Annotated in this window: 11 protein-coding genes and 1 pseudogene; 10 read left to right on the forward strand and 2 right to left on the reverse strand. The window is 70.5% G+C overall.

The features are described from left to right. Positions 1 to 257: 257 nt before the first annotated feature. From rsmD to mutM, 7 genes and pseudogenes are all read left to right on the forward strand, one after another. Positions 258 to 854, forward strand: a pseudogene (rsmD, locus tag ACFWGJ_RS34170) (16S rRNA (guanine(966)-N(2))-methyltransferase RsmD); the annotation flags it as partial. Between the two features lie 26 nt (positions 855 to 880). Then, positions 881 to 1,360: a pantetheine-phosphate adenylyltransferase gene (coaD, locus tag ACFWGJ_RS34175; RefSeq protein WP_199855041.1), complete on the forward strand. Its 480-nt coding sequence runs from the start codon at positions 881 to 883 to the stop codon at positions 1,358 to 1,360. Positions 1,361 to 1,453: 93 nt separating this feature from the next. After that, positions 1,454 to 2,545 (forward strand): cell division initiation protein, encoded by a 1,092-nt coding sequence (locus tag ACFWGJ_RS34180; RefSeq protein WP_387332382.1) that lies wholly within the window; start codon positions 1,454 to 1,456, stop codon positions 2,543 to 2,545. Positions 2,546 to 2,704: 159 nt separating this feature from the next. Then, positions 2,705 to 3,358, forward strand: a complete 654-nt coding sequence (locus ACFWGJ_RS34185) for a YceD family protein (RefSeq protein WP_387332384.1) — start codon at positions 2,705 to 2,707, stop codon at positions 3,356 to 3,358. A 2-nt stretch (positions 3,359 to 3,360) separates the two neighbouring features. Then, positions 3,361 to 3,534, forward strand: a complete 174-nt coding sequence (rpmF, locus tag ACFWGJ_RS34190) for a 50S ribosomal protein L32 (protein ID WP_006139588.1) — start codon at positions 3,361 to 3,363, stop codon at positions 3,532 to 3,534. A 7-nt stretch (positions 3,535 to 3,541) separates the two neighbouring features. Then, positions 3,542 to 4,417 (forward strand): ribonuclease III, encoded by an 876-nt coding sequence (gene rnc, locus ACFWGJ_RS34195; RefSeq protein ID WP_387332386.1) that lies wholly within the window; start codon positions 3,542 to 3,544, stop codon positions 4,415 to 4,417. A gap of 249 nt (positions 4,418 to 4,666) precedes the next feature. Further along, positions 4,667 to 5,527, forward strand: coding sequence for a bifunctional DNA-formamidopyrimidine glycosylase/DNA-(apurinic or apyrimidinic site) lyase (gene mutM, locus ACFWGJ_RS34200; protein WP_387332388.1), 861 nt, complete (start codon positions 4,667 to 4,669; stop codon positions 5,525 to 5,527). On the opposite strand, the gene ACFWGJ_RS34205 is transcribed toward mutM, so the two are convergent. Both ACFWGJ_RS34205 and ACFWGJ_RS34210 read right to left on the reverse strand, forming a co-directional pair. Beyond that, entirely contained in the window at positions 5,500 to 5,904 is a 405-nt protein-coding gene (locus ACFWGJ_RS34205; protein WP_387332390.1) for a winged helix-turn-helix transcriptional regulator, read from the reverse strand. The two genes, mutM and ACFWGJ_RS34205, sit on opposite strands and share 28 nt — an antisense overlap. A gap of 96 nt (positions 5,905 to 6,000) precedes the next feature. Then, positions 6,001 to 7,158, reverse strand: a complete 1,158-nt coding sequence (locus ACFWGJ_RS34210; protein WP_387332391.1) for a CAP domain-containing protein — start codon at positions 7,156 to 7,158, stop codon at positions 6,001 to 6,003. Positions 7,159 to 7,289: 131 nt separating this feature from the next. Between ACFWGJ_RS34210 and ACFWGJ_RS34215 the strand changes: the two genes are divergently transcribed. The 3 genes from ACFWGJ_RS34215 (at position 7,290) to ACFWGJ_RS34225 (ending at position 12,049) form a co-directional block, all read left to right on the forward strand. Continuing rightward, entirely contained in the window at positions 7,290 to 7,571 is a 282-nt protein-coding gene (locus tag ACFWGJ_RS34215) for an acylphosphatase (RefSeq protein WP_107021912.1), read from the forward strand. A gap of 394 nt (positions 7,572 to 7,965) precedes the next feature. Next, positions 7,966 to 8,169 carry a hypothetical protein gene (locus tag ACFWGJ_RS34220; RefSeq protein ID WP_107021972.1) on the forward strand — a complete coding sequence of 68 codons (204 nt, stop codon included), beginning with the start codon at positions 7,966 to 7,968 and terminating at the stop codon, positions 8,167 to 8,169. A gap of 235 nt (positions 8,170 to 8,404) precedes the next feature. Beyond that, the gene (locus tag ACFWGJ_RS34225; protein ID WP_387332394.1) at positions 8,405 to 12,049 is read left to right on the forward strand and encodes an AAA family ATPase; all 3,645 of its coding nucleotides are present in this window, start codon (positions 8,405 to 8,407) and stop codon (positions 12,047 to 12,049) included. Positions 12,050 to 12,534: the final 485 nt, after the last annotated feature.

Consider the following 12,534-nt stretch of genomic DNA (forward strand, 5'->3'; position numbering starts at 1 on the left):
GACCCCCGCATCGGCCTGAACGGCCTCGTCCTCAATCTCCCCCAGCTACCGCTGGGAGGTGCCCCCAGACGGGCTGAAAGAAGAAAGGCGGGGGCGCAGCCCCGCCTTTCTCAGCCGACCGAGACGAAAGGCACGGCGGAGCCGGCTTTTCAGGGGCGCGGGGAACTGCGCGAGCAACCACGACGGACCCGCACCCGCCCACCGTGCGAAGGACCCCCCACCTGCCAGACTGACCCCGTGACCACCCCCTCCAGCAAGGACCCGCGATGACCCGCGTGATCGCCGGCACAGCGGGCGGCAGACGCCTCGCAGTCCCGCCCGGCACCGGCACAAGACCCACCTCCGACCGCGCCCGCGAGGGTCTCTTCTCCACCTGGCAGTCCCTGCTCGGCGGCCCCCTGGACGGCGACCGCGTCCTCGACCTGTACGCCGGCTCGGGCGCCATCGGCCTGGAGGCGCTGAGCCGCGGCGCGGGTCACACCCTGCTCGTGGAGGCCGACGCCCGAGCCACCCGCACGATCCGGGAGAACGTGAAGACGCTCGGCCTGCCCGGCGCCGAGGTGAGGTCCGGCAAAGCGGAACAGATCATCCGTACCGCCGTCCCGGAGGCCCCGTACGACCTCGTGTTCCTCGATCCGCCGTACGCGGTCACGGACGACGATCTTCGCGAGATCCTGCTCACACTCCGTGCGGGGGGCTGGCTCGCGGGCGAAGCGCTCGTCACCGTTGAACGCGGTACCAGAGGCGGCGAATTCCGATGGCCGGACGGCTTTGACGCACTGCGCTCCCGTCGCTACGGCGAGGGAACGTTTTGGTACGGTCGCGCCGCCTCTACGTGCGAAGACGCACGATGACCGGACCGGAGAGCGAGGGATCTGAAGTGCGCCGCGCCGTCTGTCCCGGGTCGTTCGACCCGATTACCAACGGACATCTCGACATCATCGCCAGAGCCTCCAAGCTGTACGACGTCGTGCACGTCGCGGTGATGATCAATCAGTCCAAGAAGGGCCTCTTCGAGATCGAGGAGCGCATCGACCTGATCCGCCAGGTCACGGCGGAGTTCGGGAACGTCGAGGTGGAGTCCTTCCACGGCCTCCTCGTCGACTTCTGCAAGGAGCGCGACATCCCGGCCATCGTGAAGGGCCTGCGCGCGGTCAGCGACTTCGACTACGAACTGCAGATGGCCCAGATGAACAACGGCCTCTCCGGCGTCGAGACCCTCTTCGTGCCGACCAACCCCACCTACAGCTTCCTCTCCTCCTCGCTCGTCAAGGAGGTCGCGACCTGGGGCGGAGACGTCTCCCACCTGGTCCCGCCGCTGGTCCTCGGGGCCCTGACGGAACGTCTCAAGACGGACTGAGCAAGTCCGGGATCCGGTGTCGGGCGGGGCTGGAGTGGTCGTACAGTCGAACCGTCCGTCTCCATCACAGCTGTAGAGAGTGGCGAGCACACGGTGGACGTGCAGAAGAAGCTCGATGAGATCGTCTCGGCGGTCGGCAACGCCCGTTCGATGCCCATGTCGGCCTCGTGCGTGGTCAACCGCGCCGAGCTGCTCTCCCTGCTCGAAGAGGTACGCCAGGCGCTGCCCGGCTCTCTCGCCCAGGCCCAGGAACTGATCGGCGGCCGGGAGCAGATGGTCGAGCAGGCCCGTCTTGAGGCCGAGCGGATCGTCGAGTCCGCGCACGCCGAGCGCGGCTCGCTGATCTCCGACACCGAGGTCGCCCGCCGCTCGCAGAACGAGGCCGACCGGATCCTCGCCGAGGCCCGCAAGGAGGCCGAGGAGGTCCGCGCCGAGGCCGACGAGTACGTCGACTCCAAGCTCGCCAACTTCGAGGTCGTCCTCACCAAGACCCTCGGTTCGGTCGGCCGCGGCCGCGAGAAGCTGCTCGGCACCGGACCCGGCACGGACGAGCAGGGTTACGAGGACGAGGACGCCCCCGAGCGCAGCCTCGACCCGGAGACCCTGCGCCACAACGCCGACCAGTACGTCGACGTCAAGCTCGGCGCCTTCGAGGCCGTCCTCGCCAAGACCCTGGACGCGGTCGGCCGGGGCCGCCAGAAGCTGCACGGCCGGATCGCCAGCGACGACCTGGGCGACCTCGGTGCCTTCGGCGAGGACGGGCCGACCGGGCAGCACACCACCGACGCCGAGTACCTGGACGGCCTCGCGGAGATCCCCGAGCAGGCCGCCAGGCCCCGGGCCGCCGACCAGCCCCAGCCCCCGGCGGAGCCGCCCCACCAGCAGCAGTACGCCCAGCAGGACGCGTACGCCTACCAGCAGCAGGCCGACCCGTACGGCTACCAGCAACAGCAGTACGGGCAGCACGACGGGTACGGCTACCAGCAGAACGCCGACCCGTACGCCGCCTACCCGCAGCAGGGGTACGACCAGCAGGCCGCGTACGACCAGAGCGGGCAGCAGCAGGGGTACGCCCAGGCTCCCCAGACGCCCCAGCCGCAGGAGAACGCGCTCGACGAGACCAGTCTCTTCGACACCACCATGATCAGCGCGGAGCAGCTGCGGGCGTACGAACAGGGGCGCTGACCGCAAGCGCGGCGGGGCCCCGCGAGGGGCGTGGGCACCGGATTGGGCCGAGAGCGAAAGGTCCAGTATCCTGGCTCTTCGGTCGTGTGCACGTCCGCGATCACCGCTGCCCGGGAACCACCGAGGGCAGTACCCCGAGTTTCGAGATCGAAAGCAGGAATGGCTCTGAACGCCCGCCTCGACCACCGCAACCCTCTCGTGTTCGACACACACGAGCTGGGGCGGCGTCCCGGTGCGCTGCAGCGCCTGACCCGTGAGATCGACGCTCCCAAGGACCTCGGTCTGCAGGGAGTCATCGGAGTGCCGGAAGGCGCCCCGGTGAAGCTCGACCTCCGTCTGGAGTCGGTCATGGAAGGGGTGCTTGTCACAGGCACCGCCCATGCACTGGCCAAGGGGGAGTGCGTAAGGTGTCTGGAGCCGGTCGAGCAGCAGCTCGACACGGATTTCCAGGAGATGTTCTCGTACCCTGACGCCGACGACCGGGGCCGTGTGAAAGCGGAGCCGGCCGACGACGCCGAGGACGACGAGGACACGCTCTTCATCGAGGACGGCTTGTTCGACCTCGAACCCGTGCTGCGTGATGCGGTGGTGCTCGCACTGCCGATGCAGCCGGTGTGCCAGGACGACTGCCCGGGTCTGTGCTCCCAGTGCGGAGCCCGGCTCGCGGACGACCCGGACCACCATCATGACGCCGTCGACATCCGTTGGGCGGCACTGCAAGGACTCGCCGGTTCACTCGAAGATGGCGAGAAGGACGAGTTGGGCGGCGGCGCGCTTCCATCAGCGCACGCCGACGAGAAGCAGGAGAAGTAGCCGTGGCTGTTCCGAAGCGGAAGATGTCGCGCAGCAACACGCGCCACCGCCGGTCGCAGTGGAAGGCTGCGGTCCCCACCCTGGTTGCGTGCGAGCGCTGCCACGAGCCCAAGCTGCAGCACATCGCGTGCCCTGCTTGTGGCACCTACAACAAGCGCCAGGTCCTCGAGGTCTGAGCGGCTGGTGAGAGGCACTGTGTCTAGCCCCAAGAAGGCGGACGACGCCAAGGCGGAAGTCAGCGCCAAGAAAAAGGCGGAGAACACAGCCTCGTCCCACACCCTTCTGGAAGGGCGGCTCGGGTACAAACTTGAGTCCGCCCTTCTGGTGCGTGCACTGACCCACCGTTCGTACGCGTACGAGAACGGCGGTCTGCCGACCAACGAGCGTCTGGAGTTCCTCGGGGACTCCGTACTCGGCCTCGTGGTCACGGACACGCTGTACACGACCCACCCCGACCTGCCCGAAGGCCAGCTGGCCAAGTTGCGGGCCGCGGTGGTCAACTCGCGTGCGCTTGCGGAGGTGGGCCGTGAGCTCGACCTCGGCTCCTTCATCCGGCTCGGCCGGGGCGAAGAGGGCACAGGTGGCCGGGACAAGGCTTCCATCCTCGCCGACACCCTCGAAGCGGTGATCGGCGCTGTCTATCTCGACAAGGGTCTGGACGCGGCGGGCGAACTCGTCCACCGTCTCTTCGATCCCCTGATCGAGAAATCCTCGAATCTGGGTGCGGGCCTGGACTGGAAGACCAGTCTCCAGGAACTCACGGCGACCGAGGGGCTCGGGGTTCCCGAGTACCTGGTCACCGAGACCGGCCCGGACCATGAGAAGACCTTCACTGCTGCTGCCCGCGTCGGAGGCGTCTCGTACGGCACCGGCACCGGCCGCAGCAAGAAGGAGGCGGAGCAGCAGGCCGCGGAGTCCGCCTGGCGGGCCATCCGCTCCGCCGCGGACGAACGTGCCGCGGCAGCCGCCACCGCCGAGCTGGAAGCCCCGACGGCCACGGTCACCGAGGAGACGCCCGCCGCCCCCTCCCCGACCACGACCGACCCGGCGTCAGCCTGACACCCAACGCCTTTGCCCGCCCCCGACGAACGGGGGCGGGCGAAGTCTTTTCTCCTTCGCTTCCAGGGGCGCGGTCCAGGGACGCGTTTCAGGGGCGCGGGGAACGGCGCAATCTTTTGTCTTGAGGGGGCGCAGCCCCCAAGGGGCGCGGGGAACGGCGCGCCCAGCCCCCACCCACCCGCACCCGACAACGGCCCGCGCAGCGCACCGCACCGCACCTTCACAAGCCACCCCTCCGGAGGAGAGCCCGTGCCAGAACTGCCCGAGGTCGAGGTCGTACGGCGAGGCCTCGAACGCTGGGTGAGCGGCCGAATCGTCGCGGACACCCAGGTCCTGCACCCCCGCGCCGTCCGCCGCCACATCGCCGGCGGCGAGGACTTCGGCGCCCGCCTCAAAGGGCACCGCATCGGGCTGGTCCAGCGCCGCGGCAAGTACCTCTGGCTGCCGCTCGCGGACTCCGCGACCGCCGTGCTCGCCCACCTCGGCATGAGCGGTCAGCTCCTCGTCCAGCCGCAGGACGCGGCCGATGAGAAGCATCTGCGCATCCGCGTCCGCTTCGAGGACGACCTCGGCACGGAACTGCGCTTCGTCGACCAGCGCACCTTCGGCGGGCTCTCCCTGCACGAGACCTCGCCCGACGGGCTCCCCGACGTCATCGCGCACATCGCGCGCGACCCCCTGGACCCGCTGTTCGACGACGACGCGTTCCACGAGGCGCTGCGGCGCCGGCGCACGACCGTCAAACGCGCCCTGCTCGACCAGTCGCTGATCAGCGGCGTCGGCAACATCTACGCGGACGAGGCGCTGTGGCGCGCGCGGCTGCACTACGAGCGCCCCACCACCGGGTTCACGCGCCCGCGCACGGCCGAACTCCTGGGCCACGTACGGGATGTGATGAACGCGGCGCTCGCCGTCGGCGGTACCAGCTTCGACAGCCTCTACGTCAACGTGAACGGCGAGTCGGGCTACTTCGACCGCTCACTCGACGCGTACGGGCGTGAGGGCGAGCCGTGCCGGCGCTGCGGCACCGTGATGCGGCGCAGGCCGTGGATGAACCGGTCCAGCTATTTCTGCCCGCGCTGTCAGCGGCCGCCGCGCGTGGTGTCGTAACGCTCGCGCGCCTCCAGCACGTCGTCCATGCGCCCCTCCACGAGGTGGATGAGGGCGAGCAGCCGTCCGGCGACCTCGCGGCCCAGCGGGGTCAGCTCGTAGTCCACCCGCGGTGGGTTCGTCGGCTGGGCGTCCCGGTGCACCAGTCCGTCGCGCTCCAGCGCGTGCAGGGTCTGGGAGAGCATCTTCTCGCTCACGCCGTCGACGCGCCGGCGCAGCTCGTTGAAGCGCAGCGATCCCTCGGCCTCGGGCAGCGCTGCCAGCGCGCCCATCGTGAGCGCGCCCCAGCGTCCCGTGACGTGCTCCAGGGTGCCCCGGGAAGGGCACGCCTTGGAGAACACGTCGTACGCGAGGTCCGGCGTCTCGGTGAGGTCCACGCCGTGAGCGTACTCCGATGCAGCGCTCACCAGAAGTGGGCACTAACCAGCAGCGGGCACTAACCAGAAGTTAGTGCCCGCTGCTGTACGCCTTGGCTAGTAGCCGAAGTCCTGCGTCCACCACGGGCCGCCCGACGCGAAGTGCGCGCCGACGCCCAGGGTCTTGAAGTCGCAGTTCAGGATGTTCGCGCGGTGGCCGGGGCTGTTCATCCAGGCCTCCATCACCGCGGCGGCGTCGGCCTGGCCGCGGGCGATGTTCTCGCCGCCCAGGTTCGCTATGCCGAGCTTCTCCGCGCGGTCCCAGGGGGAGGCCCCGTCCGGGTCCGTGTGGTCGAAGAAGTCCCGCGCAGCCATGTCCTCGCTGAAGGACTCGGCGAGCGCGGCCAGCGTGCTGGACGCGGTCACCGGGCTGCAGCCGGCCTTGGCCCGCTCCTCGTTGACCAGCGAGAGGACCGCGGCCTCGGCCGTGGAGGGCGTGGACGCGGCCTTCGACGGAGTCGTCTCGGGGGCCTTCGTCGCCGGAGCCTTCGCGGCGGGCTCCTCGGTCTTCGACTCCTCGGTGGCCGGAGCCTTCGTCGACGGCTTCGCGGAGGGCTTCTTCGCGGCCTTCTCCGGAGCCTTCGTCGGCGAGACCGAGGGGGAGGAGGGAGAGCGCTCCAGGTCGCGGCTGGTGCCCGGGTCCACGCGGTCGTCCGCGGAACCGTTCGTGCCGCCCTGGGTCTCCACGTCGCTCGGGGTGTCCTGGGCGCGCACCTTGTCCGAGCCGCCGCCGATGGACAGGGAGTCGCTGCCCGGTATCACCCCGGAGGCGACGGCGACGGCGCCCATGGCGACCGCGGCCGAGACACCGAGCAGACCGGTGCGTACCGGCGTCGCGCCCTTCCTACGGCGGCGCTGGCCGCCTCGCCGGGCGCCCCGGTCGGGTGTGTAGTCGCCCGACGCGTGACCTGTGGGCTCGTCGTCGGTGAAGAGGTAGGCGTCGCTCTTCGCGTAGAGGTCGCCCGTCTCGTGGATGCCGCCCGGGGAGTCGTACATGCCCGCGGTCGAGTAGGGGCCGCCGGTCAGGTAGTCCCCGGCGGTGCGGTGGTCACCCGCGGTGGCGTGGTCGCCCAGGCTCGGGTAGTCACCCAGGCCGGCGAAGTGGCTCGCGTCATCCGTCGCGTGGCCGCCCGTGTACGGCTCGTACGTGTCCGTGACCCCGGTGGCGCGGCCTGTGGCGGCGCGGCCGGCGGCGGAGCGTCGGTGGCGTCCCATCTCCTGGCCTTCCTGATCCTTGCGGTCAACGTTCCTCACCCGAACGAGTGAGGCTCATTGGGTCGGGACGGTACCCCATGGCGCAAGGGGAGGAAGTGCTCCGAGAGTAATTGGCCCGTTAGCGTGCAGCCATGAGTGAGCATACGAGGCTGGTTGCGTGGGTACGCGGGCGCGTGCAAGGCGTGGGTTTCCGCTGGTACACGCGAGCCAGGGCCCTGGAGATCGGCGGCCTGAGTGGTTTTGCTCTCAATTTGGAGGACGGACGGGTCCAGGTGGTCGCGGAGGGCCCCCGGGAGGGGTGTCAGGGGTTGCTGGAGTGGCTCACGGGGGACGACACGCCGGGCAGGGTCGACGGAGTCACTGAGATCTGGGACACGCCACGGGGCGGCTACGACGGCTTCGCCATCCGGTGAGATCCACTCCGCAACGGCGGTCGCGACCCTCTCCGACGTGAGCGCGGGGCGTGCGCCGGGTACCCGTCCGGGAGGGAAAGCACCAGGTGGTTGCCAAGAAAGCACCACTCGTGGCAGGCTCCGCCGACAAGGATGATCTCCGCGCCCCACGGGTCCCTCCACAGATGCCGCGCCGCCCGTTCCCGGGCCGCGCGCCGAGGGTTGCCCGCCAATACGGGGCGTGATCGTGTTGACCGTCAAACTTTTTGGTGAGACGCTGAAAGTCCCCGCGCACCTTAGCTGTTTGGCATGTAAGAGCGGCAGTAAGAACACAAGATCGCCAAGCATCGCGGGTGCGATTCCCTCACGACCCACACCGCTTCGGTCGGTCACTCAGTGTGGAGGACCATCCATCATGGCAAAGGCGCTTCTCGGTTACGTCGGCGGCTCCGACCCGCGACTCATTGCCGAGATGCGACGGCTCCAGCAGCGCGTCCAGGACCTGGAATCCGAGCTCGGACGAATCCAGGCCGAGAACGACGCGCTCGCGGCTGCCGCTTCTCACGACTCGCTTCTCGAAAGCATCGACGTACCCCAGGCGGAGCCTGCGCTCACCTGATCGCTGAAGAGCACCCTCACCACCACCAGTGAACAGGCTGCATGTGTCAGCCGCTAACAGAGTTGCAAGGGACGCTTCGGCGTCCCTTCTTTCTTTCCCCCGGTACCCCATCGCTCATCGTCGGCTGTTCACTCTCTTTAACGTCTGATGTGCCCTGCACGTTCATGGGTGAAACCGAGCGTTCGTGGAGTGAGACCGACCAGTTCGACCGATCCGGAAGGTAAAGTCCGGCTGCGTGCACCTCAAGGCTCTGACCCTCCGCGGGTTCAAATCGTTCGCCTCGGCCACCACGCTGCGGTTCGAGCCGGGCATCACCTGCGTCGTGGGGCCCAACGGCTCCGGCAAGTCCAATGTCGTGGACGCCCTGAGCTGGGTCATGGGGGAGCAGGGAGCCAAGTCGCTGCGCGGCGGCAAGATGGAGGACGTCATCTTCGCCGGCACCACGGGCCGGCCCCCGCTGGGACGTGCCGAGGTCTCGCTGACGATCGACAACTCCGACGGCGCGCTGCCCATCGAGTACGCCGAGGTCACCATCACGCGGATCATGTTCCGCAACGGCGGCAGCGAGTACCAGATCAACGGCGACACCTGCCGACTGCTCGACATCCAGGAGCTGTTGTCCGACTCCGGCATCGGCCGCGAGATGCACGTCATCGTCGGACAGGGGCAGCTCGACTCCGTCCTGCACGCCGATCCGATGGGCCGCCGCGCCTTCATCGAGGAGGCCGCCGGCGTCCTCAAGCACCGCAAGCGCAAGGAGAAGGCGCTGCGGAAGCTGGACGCGATGCAGGCCAACCTCGCGCGCGTGCAGGACCTCACGGACGAACTGCGGCGGCAGTTGAAGCCGCTCGGCCGGCAGGCCGCCGTCGCACGCCGGGCCGCCGTCATCCAGGCCGACCTCCGGGACGCCCGGCTGAGGCTGCTCGCCGACGACCTCGTACGGCTGCGGGGGGCGCTCCAGGCCGAGGTCGCCGACGAGGCCGCGCTCAAGGAGCGCAAGGAGGCCGCCGAGGCCGAGCTGCGCAGGGCCCTCCAGCGCGAGGCGACGCTGGAGGACGAGGTGCGGCGGCTCGCTCCGCGGCTGCAGCGCGCCCAGCAGACCTGGTACGAGCTGTCGCAGCTGGCCGAGCGGGTGCGCGGCACGGTCTCGCTGGCGGACGCCCGGGTGAAGAGCGCGACCGCCCAGCCGCCGGAGGAGCGGCGCGGACGCGACCCCGAGGACATGGAGCGCGAGGCCGCGCGGGTACGGGAGCAGGAGGCCGAGCTGGAAGCGGCCCTGGAGGCCGCCGAGCACGCCCTGGAGGACACGGTCGCCCACCGGGCCGACCTGGAGCGTGAACTGGCGGTGGAGGAGCGACGGCTGAAGGACGTGGCCCGGGCCATCGCCGACCGCCGCGAGGGGCTCGCCCGGCTGAGCGGCCAGGTCAACGCGGCCCGTTCGCGCGCCGCCTCCGCCCAGTCCGAGATCGACCGGCTCGCCGCCGCCCGCGACGAGGCGCAGGACCGAGCGGTCGCCGCCCAGGAGGAGTACGAGCAGCTCAAGGCGGAGGTCGACGGGCTGGACGCGGGCGACGAGGAACTGGCCGCACAGCACGAGGCGGCCAGGAGGTCCCTCACCGACGCCGAGTCCGCGCTGACCGCGGCCCGTGAGGAGGCCACCTCCGCCGAACGCAGGCGCGCGGCCACCCAGGCCAGGCGCGACGCGCTCGCCCTCGGCCTGCGCCGCAAGGACGGCACGGGCGCGCTGCTCGCGGCGCGCGACCGGCTGTCGGGCCTGCTCGGCCCCGCAGCCGAACTGCTCACGGTCGCCCCCGGCCACGAGGTCGCGCTGGCGGCGGCCTTCGGCGCGGCGGCGGACGCGATCGCGGTGACCACGCCCGCCTCGGCGGCCGAGGCCATCCGCCTGCTCCGCAAACAGGACGCGGGCCGGGCGGCGCTGCTGCTGGCGGGGGCGGCGGACATCCCGGAGCCGAAGGGCACCCCGGGGCCGAAGGGCAACCCGGAGCCGACGGGCACCCCGGAATCCACGGTCACCCCGGGGGCGGCCTTCACGGCGGGAGATCCCCGGCCCGCGACGGATCCCCCGTACGCCGCCGATCTCGTCCGTGCGCCCTCGGAACTCATGCCTGCCGTGCGGCGGCTCCTGCGGGGGATCGTCGTGGTGGGGACCCTGGAGGACGCCGAGGACCTGGTCTACGCACGGCCCGAGCTGACCGCCGTCACCGCCGAGGGCGATCTGCTCGGGGCGCACTTCGCGCAGGGCGGTTCCGCCGGGGCGCCCAGTCTGCTCGAAGTGCAGGCGTCGGTCGACGAGGCCACGGCCGAGCTGGCGGAGCTGGGCGTGCTGTGCGAGGAGTTGAGCGCGGCCCAGCAGCGCGCCACCGAGCTGCGCAAGGAACGCACCGCCCTCGTCGAGGAGTTGGGCGAGCGGCGGCGCGCAGGGGAGCGGGAGAGGTCGCAGGTCGCGCAGCAGCTCGGGCGGCTGGCCGGGCAGGCGCGGGGCGCCGTGGGGGAGGCCGAGCGGAGCACCGCCGCGGCGGCGCGTGCGCAGGAAGCACTCGACCGGGCCGTGGAGGAGGTGGAGGAGCTGGCCGAACGGCTCGTCGTCGCCGAGGAGATGCCGGTCGAGGAGGAGCCCGACACCTCCGTACGGGACCGGCTCGCGGCTGACGGGGCCAACGCGCGGCAGACCGAGATGGAGGCCCGCCTCCAGGTGCGTACGCACGAGGAGCGGGTCAAGGGGCTCGCCGGGCGGGCCGACTCGCTCGACCGGGCCGCGCGCGCCGAACGCGAGGCGCGGGCCCGCGCGGAGCAGCGCCGGGCGCGGCTGCGGCACGAGGCCGCGGTCGCCGGGGCGGTCGCCTCCGGGGCACGGCAACTGCTCGCGCATGTCGAGGTCTCCCTCGGCCGGGCGGACGAGGAGCGCACGGCCGCCGAGAGCGCAAAGGCGCGCCGGGAGCAGGATCTCGTCGTCGCCCGCAGCCAGGGGCGCGACCTCAAGGCCGAACTGGACAAGCTCACGGACTCGGTGCACCGCGGTGAGGTGCTCGGGGCCGAGAAGCGGCTGCGGATCGAGCAGCTGGAGACGAAGGCTCTGGAGGAGCTGGGCGTCGAACCGGCGGGCCTGGTCGCGGACTTCGGGCCCACCCAGCTCGTCCCGCCCTCCCTGCCCGCCGAGGGCGAGGAGCTGCCGGACGACCCGGAGCATCCGCGCAACCTGCCCCGCCCCTTCCACCGGTCCGAGCAGGAGAAGCGGCTCAAGGCGGCCGAGCGGGCCTACCAGCAGCTCGGGAAGGTCAATCCGCTCGCGCTGGAGGAGTTCGCCGCGCTGGAGGAGCGCCACAAGTTCCTCAGCGAGCAGCTTGAGGACCTGAAGAAGACACGTATCGACCTTCTCCAGGTGGTGAAGGAGGTCGACGAGCGGGTCGAGCAGGTCTTCACCGAGGCGTTCCGGGACACGGCACGCGAGTTCGAAGGGGTCTTCGGGCGGCTGTTCCCGGGCGGCGAAGGACGGCTGATCCTGACCGACCCCGACAACATGCTCACCACGGGCGTCGATGTCGAGGCCCGGCCGCCCGGCAAGAAGGTCAAGCGGCTCTCGCTGCTGTCCGGCGGCGAGCGGTCGCTGACCGCCGTCGCGATGCTCGTGGCGATCTTCAAGGCCCGGCCCAGCCCGTTCTACGTGATGGACGAGGTCGAGGCGGCGCTCGACGACACCAATCTGCAGCGGCTGATCGGGATCATGCGGGAGCTGCAGGAGGCTTCCCAGCTGATCGTGATCACGCACCAGAAGCGGACGATGGAGGTCGCCGACGCGCTGTACGGCGTCTCCATGCAGGGCGACGGCGTGTCGAAGGTCATCAGCCAGCGCCTGCGCTGACGCCGACCGTGCCCCGGCCGACTGCCGCGTCCTGGCCGGCTGCCGCGCCCCGGCCGGGGCCCCGCGTCGGCCCTCGCCCGAACGGCGGTACCGGTCGTGGCGAGCGCCCGGGAACACCCGTACGCGACCGGCAGCGGTTGTGGCGTTCCCCACGCCGCTTACGGGGTATCCGTAGCTACGCAGCCCCTGTCTCTTCAAGTCTTGAACACCAGTCCGTCACATTGAGTGGTTTCTCGTTGCCTGCTCACCACAGGACCCCGTGTTGACTTCGAAACTTGAAGGCATAGTCTCTGCTTCGTTGCTTTTACCTTCAGGTGGTGGGTGGCGTAAACGTGTGCGCCACTGGAGACACCGTCCGGAAGGGCTCGCCCCCACCCCCGGCAGTGAGGCCGGTGGCCCGAGGAGTTACACGTGACCAGCACAGCGCAGCCACCCCAGTCCGGCGCCCGACCGGTTCCTCCGGAGCATCTCGGGCATGTCATCTT

Origin of the sequence: Streptomyces sp. NPDC060205 (genome assembly GCF_042728395.1) — a bacterium.
Classification (GTDB): Bacteria; Actinomycetota; Actinomycetes; order Streptomycetales; family Streptomycetaceae; genus Streptomyces.